This is a genomic window from Paenibacillus sp. FSL F4-0236 (assembly GCF_038000135.1).
Classification (GTDB): Bacteria; Bacillota; Bacilli; order Paenibacillales; family Paenibacillaceae; genus Paenibacillus_AQ.
In genome coordinates this window covers 3,256,513-3,277,507 of sequence record NZ_JBBOBK010000001.1, presented here as the reverse complement: position 1 = coordinate 3,277,507, position 20,995 = coordinate 3,256,513, and the positions used below count along the sequence as shown (strand labels likewise).

At 43.0% G+C, this 20,995-nt stretch carries 18 protein-coding genes; 15 read left to right on the top strand and 3 right to left on the bottom strand.

Annotation, left to right across the window (positions count from 1 at the left end; all coding sequences use genetic code 11):
• Positions 1-60: 60 nt before the first annotated feature.
• The gene (locus NSQ29_RS14930) at positions 61-348 is read left to right on the top strand and encodes a stage VI sporulation protein F (RefSeq protein WP_042187408.1); all 288 of its coding nucleotides are present in this window, start codon (positions 61-63) and stop codon (positions 346-348) included.
• A gap of 571 nt (positions 349-919) precedes the next feature.
• Here the strand turns inward: NSQ29_RS14930 and NSQ29_RS14925 are convergent.
• Together NSQ29_RS14925 and NSQ29_RS14920 are read right to left on the bottom strand one after the other, a co-directional pair.
• Positions 920-1,780 (bottom strand): YitT family protein, encoded by an 861-nt coding sequence (locus NSQ29_RS14925; RefSeq protein ID WP_341125461.1) that lies wholly within the window; start codon positions 1,778-1,780, stop codon positions 920-922.
• Positions 1,781-2,067: 287 nt separating this feature from the next.
• Positions 2,068-2,463, bottom strand: a complete 396-nt coding sequence (locus NSQ29_RS14920) for a hypothetical protein (protein ID WP_341125460.1) — start codon at positions 2,461-2,463, stop codon at positions 2,068-2,070.
• Between the two features lie 97 nt (positions 2,464-2,560).
• On the opposite strand from NSQ29_RS14920, the gene NSQ29_RS14915 reads away from it, so the two are divergent.
• Together NSQ29_RS14915 and NSQ29_RS14910 are read left to right on the top strand one after the other, a co-directional pair.
• Positions 2,561-3,061, top strand: coding sequence for a DUF2500 domain-containing protein (locus tag NSQ29_RS14915; protein ID WP_341125459.1), 501 nt, complete (start codon positions 2,561-2,563; stop codon positions 3,059-3,061).
• 97 nt (positions 3,062-3,158) lie between these two features.
• A complete protein-coding gene (locus tag NSQ29_RS14910) occupies positions 3,159-5,885 on the top strand; it encodes a calcium-translocating P-type ATPase, SERCA-type (protein WP_341125458.1) in 2,727 nt (908 codons plus the stop codon).
• Positions 5,886-5,980: 95 nt separating this feature from the next.
• On the opposite strand, the gene NSQ29_RS14905 is transcribed toward NSQ29_RS14910, so the two are convergent.
• Positions 5,981-6,916 (bottom strand): C40 family peptidase, encoded by a 936-nt coding sequence (locus NSQ29_RS14905; protein ID WP_341125457.1) that lies wholly within the window; start codon positions 6,914-6,916, stop codon positions 5,981-5,983.
• Between the two features lie 324 nt (positions 6,917-7,240).
• On the opposite strand from NSQ29_RS14905, the gene NSQ29_RS14900 reads away from it, so the two are divergent.
• The 12 genes from NSQ29_RS14900 (at position 7,241) to NSQ29_RS14845 (ending at position 20,975) form a co-directional block, all read left to right on the top strand.
• Positions 7,241-8,311 (top strand): ABC transporter substrate-binding protein, encoded by a 1,071-nt coding sequence (locus tag NSQ29_RS14900; protein WP_341125456.1) that lies wholly within the window; start codon positions 7,241-7,243, stop codon positions 8,309-8,311.
• Positions 8,312-8,372: 61 nt separating this feature from the next.
• The gene (locus NSQ29_RS14895) at positions 8,373-9,296 is read left to right on the top strand and encodes an ABC transporter permease (RefSeq protein ID WP_341125455.1); all 924 of its coding nucleotides are present in this window, start codon (positions 8,373-8,375) and stop codon (positions 9,294-9,296) included.
• Positions 9,289-10,083 (top strand): ABC transporter ATP-binding protein, encoded by a 795-nt coding sequence (locus tag NSQ29_RS14890; RefSeq protein WP_076282899.1) that lies wholly within the window; start codon positions 9,289-9,291, stop codon positions 10,081-10,083. The genes NSQ29_RS14895 and NSQ29_RS14890 overlap by 8 nt, the downstream gene beginning before the upstream one ends.
• A gap of 181 nt (positions 10,084-10,264) precedes the next feature.
• Positions 10,265-12,040 carry a sensor histidine kinase gene (locus tag NSQ29_RS14885; RefSeq protein WP_341125454.1) on the top strand — a complete coding sequence of 592 codons (1,776 nt, stop codon included), beginning with the start codon at positions 10,265-10,267 and terminating at the stop codon, positions 12,038-12,040.
• Positions 12,033-13,601: a response regulator transcription factor gene (locus NSQ29_RS14880; protein WP_341125453.1), complete on the top strand. Its 1,569-nt coding sequence runs from the start codon at positions 12,033-12,035 to the stop codon at positions 13,599-13,601. The genes NSQ29_RS14885 and NSQ29_RS14880 overlap by 8 nt, the downstream gene beginning before the upstream one ends.
• Positions 13,602-13,721: 120 nt before the next feature.
• The gene (locus NSQ29_RS14875) at positions 13,722-15,059 is read left to right on the top strand and encodes an extracellular solute-binding protein (RefSeq protein ID WP_341125452.1); all 1,338 of its coding nucleotides are present in this window, start codon (positions 13,722-13,724) and stop codon (positions 15,057-15,059) included.
• Positions 15,060-15,201: 142 nt separating this feature from the next.
• Positions 15,202-16,122, top strand: coding sequence for a carbohydrate ABC transporter permease (locus NSQ29_RS14870; protein WP_042132108.1), 921 nt, complete (start codon positions 15,202-15,204; stop codon positions 16,120-16,122).
• A gap of 3 nt (positions 16,123-16,125) precedes the next feature.
• Entirely contained in the window at positions 16,126-16,965 is an 840-nt protein-coding gene (locus tag NSQ29_RS14865) for a carbohydrate ABC transporter permease (RefSeq protein WP_042126927.1), read from the top strand.
• 30 nt (positions 16,966-16,995) lie between these two features.
• Entirely contained in the window at positions 16,996-18,108 is a 1,113-nt protein-coding gene (locus NSQ29_RS14860) for a rhamnogalacturonan acetylesterase (RefSeq protein ID WP_341125451.1), read from the top strand.
• 114 nt (positions 18,109-18,222) lie between these two features.
• Positions 18,223-19,014 carry an SDR family oxidoreductase gene (locus NSQ29_RS14855; protein WP_341125450.1) on the top strand — a complete coding sequence of 264 codons (792 nt, stop codon included), beginning with the start codon at positions 18,223-18,225 and terminating at the stop codon, positions 19,012-19,014.
• Between the two features lie 169 nt (positions 19,015-19,183).
• Positions 19,184-19,900: an MgtC/SapB family protein gene (locus NSQ29_RS14850; protein ID WP_042126933.1), complete on the top strand. Its 717-nt coding sequence runs from the start codon at positions 19,184-19,186 to the stop codon at positions 19,898-19,900.
• An 85-nt stretch (positions 19,901-19,985) separates the two neighbouring features.
• Positions 19,986-20,975 (top strand): aldose 1-epimerase, encoded by a 990-nt coding sequence (locus NSQ29_RS14845; protein ID WP_341125449.1) that lies wholly within the window; start codon positions 19,986-19,988, stop codon positions 20,973-20,975.
• Positions 20,976-20,995 lie beyond the last annotated feature (20 nt).

Here is a 20,995-nt window from a genome sequence, read left to right as displayed (position 1 = left end):
ACATCTAGCTCCTAAGCCTCATATACTGTGAAAGATTGGATATGACGGGAGGTGCTACACTTGGGTTATCAACAATTCGGAATTAGCCCTCAGCTCGTGGAACGCATCAAGCTGAAGATGAAAAACGCGACTGTCAAAGATCGTATTAAAAATATGATTAACGGCGTCTCGAAACAAGAGCTACAGGACACGGCAGTTGTTCGCAGGTTGGTACGGAATGCGTCAGGTGTACTGAACGAGAAACTGACCTCGACGCAGGAAGACCAAATTGTGAAATTTATTATCGCTCAGAAAATTGATCCAAACAACACCTTCCACTTGATCCGTTTGTGGGGAATGTTCCGTTAGGAAAGTTTGCTAGCGAGTATAGGCTAGATCTTAGGTCTAATTCTCAGCTAGCTAAAGGAGTAGAGGCTGTCTCAAAAGTAGTGAATGCTGCTTTTGAGACAGCTTTTTTTTGTGTGAACCAAGGATGAATTCTAGGGAAAAGCAGACAAACAAACACTGGCTCATTAACGTTGATTAATGAACGCCGACTGACGAATGTAGACTAACCAATAATTTTCCGGCGAAAATCCTGCAATAGTACATCTTTAGATGATACGAGGAGGGTTAAAGTATTGATTCCTGCAAATCAGCAGGAATTCTTGCGTCAGAAGAAGCTTTTGAGCTATAAATGAGGATATTCCTGTACATTTGCAGTATTTGGACTTAATAGAGCGGAAATCTGTGCAAAAAGATGTATTTTTGCAGGATTTCGCTATTCTAGCGAAAGAACCTCGGTTGATAACGCAAAAGTAGCGCTCCCCCCATACAAGGGAGAAACGCTATTTATCTTACGTGGAATAATAAAGTGTACCTTCAAACATAAGAAGACGTAATCGGCCTACTCACCATGCTCATCATACTGCCCTATTAGTTAGGATGGCAGATTACTCAATCTTTGATCACTAGCAGCTGATTTGAGCACAATTTGGCTGTCAGGATCACAATTAAGGACGATGGTCCGCAATTGATGTTCTTCCATTTTGTTGATGAGACAAAACAATGTGCTCAGCTCTCCATTTTGCCCGGAGCCTTCAGCCAGCCCAACTTCTCGATTTAATGAGTTTTCGAGCGCTTCCTGGATATCCATGCAACAATTGCTGGTAATCCATGCAGCGCGTGAATCGGATAACCCTCGGAGTGAGAATCTCACACCTTCGAAGGCCAATAAGTAAGCAATAATGGAGTACATGGCTTGCTCCCAGCCAAATAGTGTGCCTGCTATAAGCAAAATAGCACAGTTCAGAATCATGATGACGACTTCGGTTGACTTTGGCGGTCCACCACTCAGAAGTGAATATCCTTGATCACTTGCATGTTTGTTCACACCACCAAATCGGACAGATATACCGATACCGAGTCCTAAACAGATGCCACCTGCCATAGCAGCAGGTAAAGGATCACTAATCACTGCAGGAAAACGGTGTAGAGCAAGAGAAGCGATGGTCAAGCAAGCTAATCCTAGAACGGTATACAGAGCAAAGCGAAGATTCACTTGCTTTCGAGACATGAATATAAAAGGTAGATTGAATAGAAAAAGAAACAATCCCAGCCGCATTTCAGTGGTATGAGCGAATAATGCCGATAAACCTGTGATTCCACCAACTACAAGCCCATGTGGTATGAGAAATAACTCTAATCCTACTGCGGCAAGTAGTGCTCCTGCAATAACGGTTAGAACTCGGAATACTGAATTTTTACGTAATTGTTTATGTTGTGTTGTCTTAGTCTGCAATGTTTTTCCTCCTTTAGCAGGGGAAACAACTTTATTCATTTTCGTAGAGAGCGACAGCTTTTTGGGATAATTTTAGCAGCATGTCACTTCTTTAATTTATATATTGTATCCAATAATTTATAGATCCATTTTGATTCCTATGCTAGAAGTAAGTTTGCATAACAAATTTTTACCGATTCCCGGTAAATCCGATTCTCTATAATCCATGAAATTCTAGCCTGCATTTAGGTGTCTTATAATTATTTCGCTTTCTTCGAATTTTTATCAATGGAAGTTCTAAATGACCCTCAGTAACAATCATTTAAGGTAGAGATGAAATTCGCATTGCGTGATATTAGAAAGTGAGAAGTGAATTTTAACAGGTACAGTCGCAGTCGAAGCAAGAATTTATAGATCACAGGACGGAATACAAAAGAAAGCACAGGGAGTATCGCGGCTACCGCAATAGATTTAGTTCCCCACTGTTCAGTTATTTTGATGGCTCCTATTTGAGGAGTTATTTGGGGGACCGTCCTTACGGGAGCTATAAACTTTCGCTCGTAGCGTTCAATTTCGGTTGTCGTTGATTCTTGCTCCGTAGTGAATAATCCGCCAGACCAAACCGGTGGAAAAGAAAACATCATTCCCAGAATTAGGACTATACGAAGAAACCAAAGTAGTGACAAGCGCGCTATATATTGCACCGAAATAACACCTCCCAACTGTATGTAGTATAAAAAGCATACCATACCTTATCATTTGATTCCAAATTGTTTTGTGGAAAAAGTTCATTTGAAAACGATGAAAAAAAGAAACCGAACGGGAAAAATGACGTATTTCGTAGAAAAGAAGACTTTTATTATCTTGTATCAGTCAGGTGGAATGAATTTGAGCGAATGGCAGGATTTTAACGGTTTTGATAAACGAAGCTTTTTCGGAAGTTTCATTCATGAGATGCCCCTGTTTTTTAAATTATTTGCTTTGTTTATTCTAGGTGTTTTCGTTTTTATAATTTATAAATCAGTGAGAAGCTGGATAGCCAACAACGCAAGTCCCTTGATAAAAGCTAGCACTAAAGCTGTAACGAAACGGACTGAGGTATGGGGTGGATCGGGTGAATCGAGCGCACATACTAGTTATTATGTGACGTTTGAGTTTGAAGATGGTGGACGCTTGGAATTGCAGGTTAGAGATCAGGATTTTGGTCTGATTGTAGAAGGGGATCGAGGAGAACTCCTTTATCAAGGGACTAGATTCAAGAGCTTTGATCGCGTCAAGCAGACGGAACAGCTTAATTTCTAAAATTGTACATAACGTTCTAGAATCACCATGCCTTTTTTGGGTAAGACTCATATGAGAGGTTTTACCAGAATCTCAATCCCGGAAGGAGGCAATTGTCTTGAACTCAAATGATCCAAAATCGCAGGGGCAGGTACCTTTTCATACACTAAGTGAGGAAGAAGTGCTCAAAAGGCTGGAAACAAGGAAAGATGGTTTGTCTTCCGGTGAAGCCGCTAAACTTCTGGAGCAGTATGGGAAGAACGTACTTCAAGAAGCAAAAACCAAATCTCTGCTAGGAAAATTTATTGAACAATTTAAAAATGTAATGATCTTTATTTTGCTAGTGGCGGCAGTATTGTCTGGGGTTTTGGGAGAATGGACAGATACAGTCATTATTTTGTTGGTAGTCATCCTGAATGCGGTACTTGGCGTTATTCAGGAAAATAAGGCAGAGCAGGCGCTAGATGCCCTGAAAAGTATGTCCTCTCCGCATGCCAGAGTGCGACGTGGAGGTCAGGTCTCAGAGATTAAAAGTGAAGATCTCGTACCTGGGGATATCGTATTGCTGGAAGCTGGAAATGTAGTTCCGGCGGATATTAGACTGTTAGAAGCTGCTTCTTTGAAAACAGAGGAAGCCGCATTGACCGGAGAATCATTACCTTCAGAAAAGAAGATAGGTGTGCTTGAAGGAAGCGATATTGTTATCGGGGATCGCACCAATATGGCTTATATGAGCAGCAATGTAACTTACGGTAGAGCGGTTGGTGTCGTCACAGCTACAGGAATGCAGACTGAAGTCGGCAGGATTGCTGGGTTTATCTCGGAGGAAGAGAATGATGTAACACCGCTGCAAAAGAAACTGGATGAACTAGGAAAATATTTCACCTTTATTATTCTTGGTGTCTGTGTAGTCATTTTTGCCGTCGGTATATTTGAGGGTAGAGAGTTGCTGGATATGCTTCTCACCTCGATCTCACTTGCAGTAGCAGCGATTCCTGAAGGGCTGCCAGCAATTGTGACGATTATCTTGGCACTCGGAGTGCAGCGGATGGCTAAACGTAAAGCGATCATTCGCAAACTCCCCGCTGTAGAGACGCTCGGAAGCACCGAAATTATTTGCTCTGACAAGACAGGTACTTTGACTCTAAACAAGATGACTGTCGAAAAAGTGCATGTCAATGGAACTACGAAAGAAGCTGCTGAAGGTCTTGAAGGGACACCGGGTGGTGAACTATTGCTTCAGGCTATGACGCTTTGTAATGATTCCAGCATTGACGAAGGAAATTCCTCTGAAGAACCTGGAGGGAATAAAGTAGCTAAGGACCCACAAACTAAGAGTGGTAAAGCGATTATCGGGGATCCTACGGAAACAGCGTTAGTGGACTACGCGCTCAGTATAGGTACTGACAAAAGGGATTTAGAAAAGAAATTCCCACGTAAAAATGAACTGCCATTTGACTCCGATCGCAAGCTGATGACGACGATTCATGAAGTTGAGAACGGACGTTATCGTGTGTTAACGAAAGGTGCACCAGATGTGCTTTTGTCCAAATGCAGCCATATCTTCGTGGATGGAGAGATCGTTCCTTTTAATGATGAACATTCACGACATATCATGGAAAGTAATGCAATGCTTGCGAATGATGCACTGCGGGTGCTGGCATTTGCTTTCAGAGATGAACAGCAGCTACCGACTAACCTCTCCCCGGAAGCTACGGAGAAAGAACTTGTATTTATCGGTTTAGTCGGTATGATTGATCCTCCACGAGAGGAAGTACGGGATGCGGTAGCTATCTGCCGTAAAGCAGGGATTAGACCTGTAATGATTACAGGAGATCATCGAGATACCGCAGCGGCCATTGCTAAAAGATTAGGTATTATCGAAGATGAGACGGGCGTATTGACCGGCAGTGAGCTGGATAAATTCAGTGAAGAGGAATTTGCTGAGAAAGTCACTAATTATTCGGTTTATGCACGTGTATCTCCTGAACATAAAGTTCGGATCGTTAAGGCATGGAGGAAAAAAGGGAAGATTGTTGCCATGACGGGTGACGGTGTGAATGATGCTCCTGCGCTTAAATCATCAGATATCGGCGTCGGGATGGGGATCACAGGAACGGATGTAGCAAAGGGCGTCTCAGACATGGTGCTAGCAGATGATAACTTTACGACCATAGTTGTTGCTGTTGAAGAAGGACGGAAGGTTTACAGCAATATCCGTAAGGCCATCCAGTTCCTACTCTCAGCCAATCTTGGGGAAGTGCTTACGCTATTCATTGCAACCATGATCGGCTGGCGGATACTCGAGCCAATTCATATTCTGTGGATTAATCTTGTTACCGATACCCTACCGGCATTAGCTCTTGGGCTTGAGAAGGCGGGGGATGATTTGATGTCGAAGAAACCACGCAAAGCCAGCAGCAGTATCTTTGCTGGTGGCGTGGGAATCGGGATCATCTACCAGGGTATATTAGAGGCGGCGCTTACGCTGTTTGTATACCAGTGGGCACATACCCATTACAATGAGGGAATTGCGGTTACGATGGCATTCGCCACATTAGGATTGCTGCAAATTTCTCATGCATTTAACGTCAGATCCAATACGAAATCATTGTTCCAGATTGGCTGGTTCAGCAATCGGTATATGCTGTGGGCATCACTGATCTCTACACTTATGCTGGTGCTGGTGATTATCATCCCAGGACTGAATGACTGGTTTGGTGTCTCACATTTAAGCGGGTTACAGTGGGGAATTGTAATTGCTGCAGCACTGGCAATTATAGTGATTGTAGAGTTTGTAAAGCTGTTTGTACGTTTAAGTGGCAAGGGCAAGAATTGGGATTAAGAATACCGCTTTATGCTGCAACAAAGAAGCCTGAACCCTTCCATAGCGGAGGATTCAGGCTTTCTTTATAGGTGCCTTTAGTCAGTGAATGTAGGTTACAGAATGCGCTGCATATGCAGGATTACGTTGCTCCAATACCCTGAGTCGAGCTCACTGATCTGAACCCCGGGATCACCCCAGGTATGAATGAACTTTCCATCCCCAATGTAGATACCGACATGTCCGGGTATAGCATCACTTTCAAACCGACCAGGGACAGTGAAGAATATAAGATCGCCGACATCTAGTGCACTGCGTTGCACGCGAGAACCTATATTATCTTGATCCTTGGCTAGACGCGGTAAGTTTACACCGAATTGTTTGAATACATGCCTTGTAAAAGAAGAGCAATCAAATTTCTTAGTCTCTTCATAAGGCCCGGTACCAAATTCATAAGGTACACCTAAGAATTTTTTGGCATAAGTAACTAATTCCTTCTTGTCTGCTTCAGAAATGCTTTGGATGTGAAATGGTTTTGATCCATCCAGTGATTTAGCAGATGGTGTTTTTATAATAGCTTCATGGTCGGTCGGTGTGGCTATGTTGATTTCACCAGACTGAGGATTCCAACCCACCTCCGTTTGAAGAAATTTGGATAGAGCTAGCGGTGTGATATAGATTTGACCTTCTTGTCGTCTAGGTGCCTGCGGTAGTGTGATTTTCTCACCGAGGGAGAAGACTTGAGTAGAGCCAGGGCGCAGCATGTACATAACATCACTGTAGCCAATTTTGGTGTATCCACCATGAGTAGCATCATCTTTCATTCGATAGCCAAGTGAAGTAATCGCAGGTTTGAGTGGAATCCAGTACTTTCCTTGAGCATCGGTGATGGAAGACTTTTCATAATAACTTGAGGCTTGCATACCATCAGGAGTTACGGCGTTTACCTTGGGTTTTTGTGATTGTGAAGAGTAACCGCATGCGGTACTTGATAAAACGGCAGCGAGCAATACAGTAGCAGTGGATAGTAATTTTTTGTGGTTATTAGGCATATGACACGCTCCATGTTCAAACTGTAGTTTAAGTTTGTGCAGGGGGCTTTTTTTTATGTAATGAGGACCAAGGCAATCACTGTAAGACATAACCAAGTCCTTCCTATATTGGTGAGTTATGCGCTTTAAAATTTGTGATCTCTGGAAGTGGGATAAGTGATTGACGGATAAACAACCTCCATATAATATAGGTTTAATAGATTTCCATCATTATTGTGAGGTACGTGTAAGCTTATGCTTTAATGCTTTTATCGATAAAAGTGATAATGCTGAGTCGCTCACTTTGATGCACGCGTTAATAAACTAATGAAATGGGGTACTTTAATGAAAAAGAGAAACATTTTTGCAGGTTTAAGCTTATGCTTCATGCTAGTAGCTGCTGGCTGTGGCAACAATAATGCCGCTGTAAACTCAGGAAACGCAACAAACACTGGTAATACGCCAACGAATGCTGGAACCGCTGATTCCAAAACGTACAAAATCGCAATTTCGCAATACGTAGAACATCCATCACTTGATGCTACACGGGAAGGTATTCTTGCTGCTTTGAAGGATGCCGGGCTTGTTGAAGGAGAGAACCTGAAGGTTGACCTTGAGAATGCTCAAGCTGACCCAGCGAATAACTTGACCATTGCTCAAAAGATTGCTGCTGACACTAATGATTTGGTATTGGCAATTGCGACACCTTCTGCTCAATCGGTTGTTCAAGCGCTTAGCAAATCAAGTAAGGACACTCCGATACTGTTCGCAGCAGTGACTGATCCACTCGATGCAAAGATCGTAACTGATCTGGAGCACCCAGGTGGAAATGTTTCTGGTGTATCAGATACGAATCCTGAAGCTATTAATAGATTAATGCAATTCATTGCTACTCAATTTCCTAATGTGAAGAAGCTGGGCATTGTTATCAATGAAGGTGAACCGAACGCTGTAATTATGGCGGATATTGCTAAGAAAGAGCTGGATAAACATGGCATTGAGCTTGTGAAAGCAGCCATCACGAATACTTCTGAAGTGAAGCAAGCTGCTGAATCACTTGCTGGTCGTGTAGATGCATTCTACATTACTTTGGATAATACAGTAGTGAGTGCTGTTGATACCATCATTCAAACAGCTAATGATAAGAAAATTCCGTTCTTCTCCAGTGACCGGGATACCGTTGAAAAAGGCGCATTTGCAACCGTTGGCTTCAAATATTTCGACCATGGTTACCAAGTTGGACAAATGGCAGTGGACATTCTGAAGAATGGTAAAAAGCCAGCAGATATGAAAGTAACGATGCAAGAAAAGCTCGATCTTATCCTTAACCTTAAAGCCGCTGCCGCACAAGGCATAGAAGTGACGGATGCGATGAAAAAAGAAGTTACCGATCAAGCTAACAATATTATTCAATAAGACATTCTATAGGGGCGATTCCATGAGGGCGCCCCTTGATGCTTGAAAGGAGAAGACTTCTATGTATGATTCAATGCTCGGGGCTGTGGAAATGGGGTTGCTCTATGCATTTATGGCTTTAGGGGTGTATATTACTTTTCGCATTTTGGATTTTCCTGATTTGACTGTAGATGGAAGCTTTACTACTGGCGGCGCTATTGCTGCCGTTATGATTACCAATGGTTATGCACCCTGGTTAGCCACGCTTGCTGCTATTGCAGGTGGGATGCTGGCAGGAATGTGTACGGGTCTACTACATACGAAGGGCAAGATTAATGGATTGTTATCCGGGATTCTAATGATGATCGCACTTTATTCCATCAATCTGAGAATTTTTGGCGGTAAACCTAACTGGTCACTAATGGGTGATACCACGTTGTTCTCGTCCATCAATCCGCTTCTTGTTCTTCCTTTTATTGTTTTATTTGTGAAAATTCTAATGGATTTATTCTTGCGTACTGATCTTGGGCTTGCTTTAAGGGCTACCGGAGATAATGCAAGAATGATCCGTAGTCTGGGTGTAAACACAGATAACACGACAATTCTCGGCGTCAGTTTATCCAACGGAATGGTGGCACTTTCAGGTGCATTGATCACTCAGTATTCTACTTTTGCGGATTCCTCAATGGGTATAGGGATGATTGTTATCGGCTTAGCTTCGGTAATCATTGGTGAAGCCATTTTCGGTGTTGGAAATGTATTCCGTGCGACGTTGGCAGTAGTTCTGGGATCTATTGTTTACCGAATCGTAGTTGCATTAGCCTTGTATGTACCATGGTTGAGACCTTCGGATCTTAAGCTGATTACGGCGATTATCGTTATTTTCGCACTTGTATTCCCATCGATTCAGCGTTTCTTGAAGCAGAAGAATATGGCGCGTAAACGTTCGCTTGAATTAGCTGAACAAGCGCTTAGCAGCAAGAGAGGAGGCACCATCGATGCTTAAACTGGATAACGTATCTAAGCTGTTTAATCCTGGGACACCGGATGAGAAGATCGCGCTACTTGGCATTGATTTGGAGCTTCTTCCTGGTGACTTTGTTACCATTATTGGAAGCAACGGTGCTGGTAAATCAACGCTAATGAACATTATTTCTGGTGTGATGAAGCCGGATCTTGGTTCAGCAAGTATTGAAGGGAATTCGATTAGCCATTTAGCAGAATATCAGCGCAGTCGCTGGATCGGACGGGTTTTTCAGGACCCGATGGCAGGTACGGCTCCTCGGATGACGATTGAAGAAAATTTAGCGATGGCTTATAAAAGAGGGAAGAGTAGAGGATTATCGTTTGGTGTAAATGCAGCGAGACGGACGATGTTTCGTGAGGAGTTAAGTCGTCTCGGGATTGGATTGGAGAATCGTCTGCGAGCTAAGGTAGGGTTATTATCTGGTGGGGAGAGACAAGCGCTGAGTTTGCTAATGGCAACCTTTACCCAGCCGCAAATCTTGTTATTAGACGAACATACAGCGGCACTTGATCCTTCACGAGCGGAGCTGATTACTAAACTGACAGAGTCTATCGTCCGTGAGATGAAGCTGACTACGCTTATGGTTACCCATAACATGGAGCAGGCTATACGTCTTGGCAATCGTCTTATCATGATGGATAAAGGCCGTATTATCCTTGATATTGATGAAACAAGGAAAAAGGATCTTACGGTAGAACGCCTGCTGGGAGAATTTGAGACCATCAGTGGTCATAAACTGGCGGATGATCGAATGATGCTTGGTTAGTTTTGTATAGGAGTATCTTAGGCTCAGGATAGGGGCTTAAAGTGAATTCTGACTCTGGATTTCACTTTAAGTCCTTTTTGTTGTAAGTTTTCCCGAATGCTTCAATATCATTTATGATAGGATATAGTGACGATAAATATTATTCCCATAATAAGGGTTTGGAGTGAATTGGAGGATGCTTATGTTTTGGAAGAATGTTAGCGCTTACAGGAGTTCGGGTATTTTTAATAAAATGATATTGATCATTTCATTTTTGCTGCTGCTGTCCTTTCTGTTCTCTTTAACTGTCCTGCAGTATGTTTATCGAATTTATGACAAGCAAATCTATGAAAAGGCATCTGAAGTCCTGGGGATGTCATCTATCAGTATAGAGGGTACTTTGAGAGAGCTGGAACAACTTTCTTTTACAGTGGTCTCTGATGAGCAAATTCAGGAATGTCTTCGCCAGTTGCAGGATGATCCTCAACCATATGAGCGGCAGGTCCTACATAATAAAATCATTAACAGGTTAGTTGCCTTTGCAGGAGCAGAGAAATACGTTTATTCCATGATGTTGTTGGATACGAATGGCGGCGCTATGACTGCGGGTAATCGGGAAGGTGTATCACAGGATCTCCAGGATCAATTAAAGCCTCTGGCTAAGGAAGCTAGCGGTAGTATTGTGTGGTATCCCCAAGGGAATAAGAATTCACTCCTGGCTGTTCGGCAGATTAAATCTTACACCGGATCAACCTTTACGCTGGACGATTTAGGGACGTTAGTCATTCGAATTCGGATTGATCGTATTATTGCAGATAGCACTAGTAACACTTCGGATGGCGATCAGTTGATTGTTGCAGATGCGACTTCAGGGCTAGCGGTTTATCCCCAAACTCCAATGTTGCTGCCAAATGAGCTTAAAGCGGAAACGGAACGTTCCGAACTTTATCGTACGGCTAAGTATGAAGAAGGAACATATTTTATAACGAAGACTAAATCATCTTATATGGAATGGATGTATATCAATGCGACCCCCTTCAATGAGATGTTCAAACATATTACTTTTGTAAAAAAATTGGTCGTCATCATATTCGCGCTCATATTACTAATTGGATTGCTCTTAGGCTATCGATTAGCCCGAAGTATTGTACGCCCGATTTCAAAGCTGACCAAAAAAATGAAACAAATCGAAAAGGGAGATCTGGATAATCTGGAGGAACAGTCGCTAGGTGTCGTTTCACAAACTGCGCAGGACGAGGTAAGTCAGCTTAACAGAACCTTTAAAATGATGATCCGCAGAATCAGAGAACTTATCGATGAGAATTATGCGAAGCAGCTCATTATTAGAGAGACCGAGCTTAAAGCACTGCAGGCACAGATCAATCCGCATTTTTTGTACAATACACTTGAATCGATCAATTGGTTAGCGAAGATGAACAAGCAAGCTAAAATCTCAGAAATGGTAGAAGCGCTCGGCTATTTGTTTCGCAGTTCGATTGGTCTTAAAGACCCGTTGATTACGATTGAAAAAGAGCTCACCATTGTGCGCAATTATGTCATTATCCAGAAGACACGATTTGACGAGAGACTTGATTTCCAAATGGATTTTCCAGAGCATTTGCATGACGCTTTAATTCCGAAGCTGACGCTTCAGCCGTTGATCGAGAATGCGATCCGATATGCATTGGAGCCTAATATCGAGCCTTGCACGATTTCTATAACCGTAAGTGAGGAAGAACAGGGCCTTGATATTCTTGTTAGTGATAATGGGCCGGGGATGAGTGCCGAGTTCATCAAAGATTTACAGCAGGGAAGAGTTAAGACACGTGGCGAAGGCATTGGGTTAGCGAACATCGCAGAGCGTATTCAAATCGTATTTGGCCCAGAATGGGGTACAGTGATTGAAAGTGAGCCAGGTCAAGGAACGACAATACATGTACGTATACCTTATTTAAAAGGAGTGCAAGAGAATGTATAAGTTACTGCTGGTTGATGATGAACGGTTGATACTAGAAGGCATATCTCAGGTAGTGGACTGGGCACAGGCAGGAACGGAACTTGTGGGTACTGCTCGAAACGGGATAGAAGCCTTAGAGAAAATAGAGGAGCTTCGCCCTGAAATAGTGATTACTGATATTTCCATGCCCGGATTGGATGGACTAGGCTTGGTGCAGAAATGCAGTGAACGGTTTCCTGAGGTAAAGTTCATTATGTTGACGGGTTATAAGGATTTTGACTACGCTTGTATCGCTATGCAGCATGGAGTGAAGCATTATCTGCTTAAGCCGTGCAACGAGAATCAAATTCATGATGCGTTAGTTGAACTGGTAGCAGAGCTCGATGAACTTAAGGGCCGGACGGAATTTGTAAATGATATGAAGCAACGTTTTACTAAAGTTCTACCGCATGTAAAGGAACAATTTTTGAAGGAATGGATCTCTAACAAAACGTACGGGAGTCAAGATTTAGAGTATTATCAGGAGCTGCTAGGCATCGAATTAAATGACAAAGTGGTGCGTTTGATCTTGTTCAGACTGGAAGGTTCTTATGAATATGAGCAACTATTTGCTTTGCAAAATATTGCACAGGATATGCTGCAAGAAACGCTGCTTAGTACAAGGATAGGCGGATTTATTCTGACACTAATGGAAGTCGAAGGAGAGACTGCGCTGAATAGTACACTGCTTGAACGAATTTCTGATGTACGGAAAATGTTCTACAAATTTTATAAAGTGGATGTAACCATTGCGATTAGTGACGCGGACTTCATGATACATTCACGGAGATTGTATCGTCAGACTCTGCAATGTCTTAATCACTGTTTTTATATGGAAGAGGGAGGCCTGATCACAGGAAGTGATATTCCTAGTGATGAACTAAGCGGAAGAAATGACATTGAACTAGATGAAGAGCAAATCTGTCTGCTGATTAAGGCGGGCGAACAAAGTGCAGTAGAGTTTGAATTAGAGCGGTTATTTAATCTGCTAGCTGAACAGCGTGTGGATATTAATGTAACGCGATCTTATGTTTTACAATTGTATTCTGCGATGATACGTCTAGCCGTCCCTGAAGAAAGAAATAACTTTACTTCAAGTATGGTGGAACTGGCTGAGATCAGGACTTTAAGTGGTCTTAAAGCCTATGTAAAAGATGCGGCGGTTCGTCTGACAGCGATGTACGATTGTCATTTCCGCTGTCGCCAATCCTTAATCGTAGATAAAATGTTCAAAATTATTGCGGATGATTACAAGAATGCGGAGCTGTCACTTAGCTCCGTAGCTGCTGAGATGTTATATATGAATCCTGATTATCTTGGGAAAATATTTAAGAAAATCACAGGGGAGAAATTCTCTAATTACGTTACCAATTACCGGATTACTAAAGCATCGGAACACATTTTGCATAGTGGTGATGTAAGAGTATTTGAACTCGCTGAAATGTTCGGCTTTGGTGGGAATGCACAGTATTTCAGTCAAGTGTTCAAAAAAGTAACTGGGCAGACACCCACAGAATTTATGAAACCCTCTCAAGGGAACTGATTATTGAACAAACAAGACGGTTTTTTGTATTCAACAATCACTGAATATTTGAGAAGATTTATACATGAAAGCGCTACCTAAAGGGATCAGAGCCTTTATACTATTATAGGAAAAGGGGACATGAATTTGAAAAAGAGATTCGCTTTACTAGCCGTACCATTGTTGTTGTCATCGATGTTAGCTGGTTGTGGTGGAGGTAATAACAATAATAGTGCTGCCGCTACGGACTCAGCTACAAATGCTCCTTCGGAAACGAAGCCTGCAGCTACGACCTCAGCAGAACCTGTAACCCTTCGTATTGCTTGGTGGGGTGGAGATACACGGCATTCTTATACACAACAAGTGATTGATATGTATGAAGCCAAATACCCGAATGTAACGATTGAACCTGAATATGCTTCATTCGATGATTATTGGAAGAAGCTTGCCCCTCAAGCAGCAGCGAATCGACTTCCTGATATCGTTCAAATGGATATTTCTTATATTAATCAATATGGGTCTAACGGACAGCTCGAAGATTTGAAGCCTTATTTGAACTCTCAGATCCAAGTCGGCGATGTGAATGAGAACGTCCTTAGTACTGGGGTAATCAATGAGAAGCAATTCGGAATTCCATTAGGCGTTAACGTACTTGGTTTTCAATATGACCCAGAATTGCTGAAGAAGGCAGGGGTGGATTCCATTCCTGAGAACTGGACTTGGGATCAGTACAAAGAAATTGCTGCGAAAGCTAAATCAGCTGGACTGTATATCGACGGTTCTATGGCAGCTGACGTATTCTTCAACTATTATCTGCGTACAAAAGGGCTGGCACTTTATAACAATGATGGTTCAGCGCTTGGATATGAGGATGATGCCTTGTTCACTGACTTTTTCGGAATGTTGTCTGGTTTAATTAAAGATGGAGCGGTTCCATCCCAAGACAAACTGAGCCAAAACAAAGGCGTTATCGAAGAGTCTGATATTGTTAAAGGAACAGGCATCGGCGTATGGCAATGGTCGAACCAATATGTTGCTTTGCAAATCGCTGTAAATCGCCCTATGGCACTGGCACAAATGCCTGGTCCGGATATGGAAAAAGGACTCTACATGCAGCCAAGTATGTATTGGTCGGTTACTTCTAACTCAAAAGTGAAGGAAGAAGCAGCGAAGTTCGTTGATTTCTGGATTAATGATCCCGAAGCCAACAATCTAATCAAAGGCGAACGTGGTGTGCCAATTTCAAGCAAAATCAAAGAATCTGTAGCTTCACAATTAACGGATTCCGGTAAGCAAGTATTTAAATTCGTAGCTGACATGGAGCCTACTACTTCTCCAATGAGTCCGCCAGTTGGATCGCCAGAGGTAGTAGCACTCCTTACAGACCTTGCTGAACAAATGAACTTCGGCAAGATTGACCCAGCCGCCGCCGCCGCACAGTTCCGAAAAGAAGCGAACGCTATTCTCTCCAGCCGGTAATAGAAGGTAACAGATAACTATACTGCGTCTAACATGGGAAACGGCATGCCATTTGGTTAGGCGGCAGTCCGTTTCCCTTATTATTCACATAAAAAGGAGTTGGAGACCCTTGGCATCCACGAATCCCCTTCCTTCGAATCCGCTGGCTTTTAAGAAAAAGAAGCTAACAGGCCGGAGTTTACGAAGCAACCTTACAGGATATGCCTTTATCAGTCCATTCGTCATTGGCTTCCTTTGCTTCACATTGATCCCGATGATCATTTCTCTTTATCTTTCTTTTACCAAATACAATTTGTTCGCTCCACCTAAATGGATCGGATTTGATAATTACATCAAAATGTTCTCGAATGACCCGAAATATTTACATTCACTAAAGGTCACGCTGCTTTACGTATTTATTGGTGTGCCTTTACGTCTCACCTTTGCATTATTTGTGGCTATGATTCTAAATACTAAATCGCGCATGATCGGAGCCTATCGTACAACTTATTATTTACCTTCTATTATAGGTGGCAGTGTGGCGGTATCCATCATGTGGCGTAATATTTTTAGTGATACTGGAATTATTAATGGCATGCTCGGTTTTTTCGGCCTTGGTCCAGTAAGTTGGTTTGGTAATCCGAGCGCTGCGCTTATTATGTTGATCACTTTATCCGTGTGGCAATTTGGTTCATCCATGTTGATCTTTCTGGCAGGTCTAAAGAATATTCCTGGTGAAATGTACGAGGCAGCAAGTGTAGATGGAGCAGGCTTTTTCAGAAAGTTCTTTAAGATTACAATGCCCCTCCTAAGCTCAGTTATTCTGTTCAATCTAGTCATGCAGACGATCAGTGCATTTATGACCTTTGTTCCAGCTTATATTATCTCTAAAGGTGAAGGCGGACCAATGGACGGTACGATGTTGTATTCTCTATATCTATTCCGTCAGGCCTTTATGTTTAATAACATGGGTTACGCTTCAGCTATGGCGTGGGTGATGTTGTTGCTAGTCGGCATCATGACCGGAATTTTGTTCAAGACATCCAAATCGTGGGTCTTCTACGAATCGGAAGGAGGAAAATAATCCATGGCGAAAATGAAACTGAAATGGCCGCTGTATCACATTCTTATCGGTGGCCTCGCTATCATTATGCTGTATCCGATTTTGTGGATGATCATGAGCTCTTTTAAAGAGAGCCGGCTTGTATTCGTTACCGCTCAGCAGCTTCTTCCCGATCCATGGGTATGGGGGAATTATGCTAAAGGCTGGGAAGGGATTGCCGGATATTCCTTTGGTGTCTTCATAAAGAATTCATTAATTATTGTCGTTGTAGCCACTCTAGGAGCGGTGGTTTCTTCTTCACTGGTAGCCTTCGGATTTGCACGTAATAAGTTTGTAGGGCATGGCTTATGGTTCGGTATCATGATGATGACGCTTATGCTTCCTTCAGATGTAGTGCTAGTCCCGCAATATATCATCTATGCGAAATTGGAATGGCTCGATAGTATCAAGCCGATCGTGGTTCCACAGTTCTTCGGTGTTCCGTTCTTTATTTTCCTAATGCTGCAGTTTATTCGGACAATACCTGTTGAACTTGACGAAGCGGCTACGATTGATGGGTGTGGGAAATTTGGTCTGTACTTCAGAATCATTCTCCCACTCATCCGTCCATCTATGGCTACTGCAGCGATCTTTTCCTTCTATTGGCGCTGGGAAGACCTGCTTGGGCCAGTGTTGTACCTGAACTCTCCATCTAAATATACAGTTTCTATGGGGCTGAAAATGTTCCTCGACAGTGAGTCCGTGTCCAACTGGGGACCCATGTTCGCCATGTCCGTTCTTAGCTTGGCACCCGTCATGATTATTTTCTTTATCTTTCAAAAGCAGATTGTGGAAGGAATCAGCACCAGTGGTTTGAAAGGATAAAATATCTAATGAAGAAAGGTGCGGCTGAATTTGGATAGCTATCATTTTGACTTTGGGATTAAAGATACAGCGCCCGGCTACACCAAAATTCGGCCGGACTCACGATACTCTCCGGATGCGCGATTTGGTTTTACTTCAGACTCGACAGTATTCGGGCGTTCCAGGGGAGGAGCAGATCCATTAAGAAGTGATTTCTGCATTCCGCAGAAGGCTGTCTTTCTGTTAGATATTCCTGATGGGATTTACCGGATTTCTATGTTACTTGGTGACTCCTTAGCAGATACGAGTACAATAATTCGAGCAGGTGATGGTAAGTACGTATTAGACACATTGAATGTCCCGGCAGGTCAGTATATACGAGAATCATTTGCGATGCGAATCATGGGTGGTCAGCTAAAGCTCTCCTTCTCAGGTATTGCGCCTCGAATAAATGCTCTCGACATTGAGCCTGACAACGAAGCGCTCGTCTTATATTTGGCTGGTGATTCTACGGTGACCGATCAAGGAGAAGCTGGTTATCCCTATGCTGGCTGGGGCCAGTTGCTGCCTCGCTGCTTCAAAACAGGTCTTGTAGTGGATAATCGAGCCATTTCAGGACGTAGCTCCAAGAGCTTTATTGAGGAAGGGCATTTGGACAATATTTCTACTGTGCTTCGTCCCAGAGATTATATGTTCATACAGTTTGGTCATAACGATTCAAAAGGGGATGAACATAGACACACCGAACCTTTCACTACATATAAAGAATATTTGCTACGGATGATTACAGTTGCTAGGAAAGCAGGAGCCTACCCGGTACTGGTGACCGCTGTACATAGGCGGAGATTTGATCCTGCAGAAGCTATAGTAGACAGTCATGGAGAGTATTTAACGGCAATGAAAGAGTTGGCTGAGACTGAGCAGATCCCCCTAATCGATTTGGCGGAGAAGAGTCGTAAGCTTTTTGAAGCCTATGGTGTGGAAGGAACGAAGGATCTGTTCATGTGGTCCTATCCGGGAGAATATATCTTGCATCCAGTTGGCGTACAAGACAATACACATTTTCAGATTTTAGGAGCACGTCTGCTTGCTGATCTTATTGTAGAGGGCATCCGTGAAGCCGGTTTAAATGATCTCATTATCCATCTTCGGCAGGGTGAATAAAAATAATCCTTTGGGGTATTAAAGATCTATCGATTCAACTTCTGTATGCGAGGTTAAGGTTAAGGAAAGAACTTAACTGGAAGGCTTGCATGACAAGAAGGAGGATACTTAAACATGGCAGATAAGAAGCTGGAAGGTAAGGTAGCGATTGTAACAGGAGGTGGTTCCGGCATTGGAAGAGCAACTGTGCTTGAGTTCGCTCGTAACGGAGCCAAAGTTGTGTTGCTGGATAGAACTGTTGAGAACGCAGAAAAGGTTAGAAAACAAGTGGAGAAAGAAGGCGGAGAAGCTCTCGTAATTGAATGCGACGTTGCTGAACCCCCGCAAGTGGAAGCTGCCATAAACAAGGCGGTCGCGAAATGGGGTCGTCTTGATGTTGTTTTTGCAAACGCAGGGATTAATGGAGCCATGACGCCCATTGAAACGATGGATATTGAGTCTTGGGACCAGACGATTCACATCAACCTTCGTGGAACCTTCGCGACTGTTAAATATGCGATACCGCATCTAAAAGAAAGCGGTGGCAGCATCCTGATTAACAGCTCCATTAACGGAAATCGTGTATTTTCTAACATCGGTTTTTCTGCTTACAGTACGACAAAGGCAGGTCAGGTTGCTTTTATGAAAATGGCAGCATTAGAACTGGCTCAATTTCAAATTCGCGTAAATGCAATCTGTCCTGGGGCTATTAAGACCAATATAGATGACAACACTTTTCCATCCGAGGATCTCAAAGAGGTAAAGATCCCTGTCGAATTTCCGGAAGGGGATCAACCGCTAGAGGAAGGTCCTGGGCGTCCTGATCAAGTTGCAAAGCTGGCACTTTTTCTGGCCTCCGAGGATTCCGATCATATTACAGGAACTGAGATTTATTGTGACGGTGCAGAATCGTTACTCCATGGTTAAATAATCTTTCACCAAAACGGATTCTATCCTCTTCGTTATGCGGATTATATAAGCTGTCTGCGCATATACATGGAGGATAGGAGTGCCGTTTTTTTGCTGTAAAATAAAGCTAATCATAATCTCCGTTTTCCGTTATAATGGAGTATCTGTGGAGAAAGGAGAATGAACTATGGATTTTCATATTGAATCATTAATTAAGCTGCTAGTGGCCATGCTGTTCGGGCTGTTCATCGGGATTGACCGACAGATCAAGCAGAAACCGCTGGGGATTCGGACCAGTATGGTCATTAGTATTGCCTCTTGTCTTGTAACTGTAGTGTCTATTCATGCCTTTGATAAGTTTGCAGGTCCTGAGCATCCAAATATGGATCCGATGCGCCTCGCTGCTCAAATTGTCAGTGGGATAGGGTTCTTGGGGGCTGGTGTTATCCTGCGTAGAGGCGGTGATGCGATATCAGGTTTGACCTCGGCAGCACTCATCTGGACAGCTTCGGGGATTGGTATAGCTGTGGGAGCAGGATTTTATATTGAAGCAGCATATGCGGTTATTCTTCTAATGTTTGCGGTGAATTTAGTTCCTCATTTAATTCGTTCGATTGGTCCTGAAGTGCTTAACAAGCATGAAGTTTCGGTGAGAATCATCATGGAAGCTAATTTTGTCCTTACTGAAGTGATCCAAAAAATTGAGAGACCTCAGGTTAGTACCCAACGAAGTACTAGAAGTCCATCCCGGGCGATCCGCAGAATGAAAATTAAGGATTTGGAAGATGGAAGACAAATGATCGATATGGTGATCTCAGCGCCGGATAAAGATTACGCTACAGAGATTTATTATGATGTGAAGAAAATTGATCATGTCATGAGCGTTGAAGTGGAACAGCTCTAAAAAAGGGCATGTCACGTCATGACCAGATGTGGTAATCTATCAAGTAGAGACAATTATCAGACACTGGAAGGGAGAACACATTATTATGTCTATCACAGCCTATGAAGGACAATATGAAGGAGAAGCAGCCATCTGGTTGAAAGCTGGCCGTTATGAGGCAGCTATCTTACCAGGCATCGGTGGCAACTTGATTTGTTTCCGTGATACCGAAAACGGTTACCGTTTCTTGCATGAACCGGGAGCTGAGGAAATGAAAGCTTTCAAAGCAAGTCCAGGCATCCATGGTATTCCTGTATTATTTCCTCCGAATCGTTATGAAGATGGCAAATTTCCTTGGAATGGTCAAACTTATCAACTCCCAGTAAATGAAGTCGCAACAGGCAACCATTTACATGGATTTTTACATACGGCAGCTTGGGAAGTGGAAGCGTTCGGTAGCGGTAAGACCGAAAGCTTCGTAACCGTATTCATCAAAGTGGATGAGAACCATCCTTCTTATCAATACTTGCCGTTTAAATACACAATGAAACTACGGTATACCCTTGGTGAAGGTGGCTTATCTCAACAGGTACAAGTCCATAATGATGGTGATGAAGAGATGCCTTGCTTGTTGGCATTCCATACCGCGATTAATGCTCCATTCGCACCAGGTAGCACACCACAAGACTACCTTGTAAAAGCGACCATCGGTAATCGCTGGGAATTGAACGACCGTATGCTGCCGACTGGTAAATTTCAAGAGCTGGAGCCAGGTGAAGCTCAGCTTCGTGATGAAGGTGTGAATCCTTATTTCGCTTCGATGGACAACCATTACACAGCTGTAGCTCAGAATGGACGTAACCGGATGGAGCTTACCGACAGCAAAGCTGGAGTCACTTTAGTTTATGACGTTGGGACTTCATACAAGCAGTGGATGATCTGGAATAATGGTGCTTCTGAGCAGTTCTTCTGCCCAGAGCCGCAAATCAACTTGGTTAATGCACCAATGGTAGATCTGCCAGCGGATGAGATCGGCTTATTCAGTCTCAAACCAGGCGAGTATTGGGATGAAAGCAGTCGTCTGTACGTGAAATAGTGTCCCTGTGAATATTAATA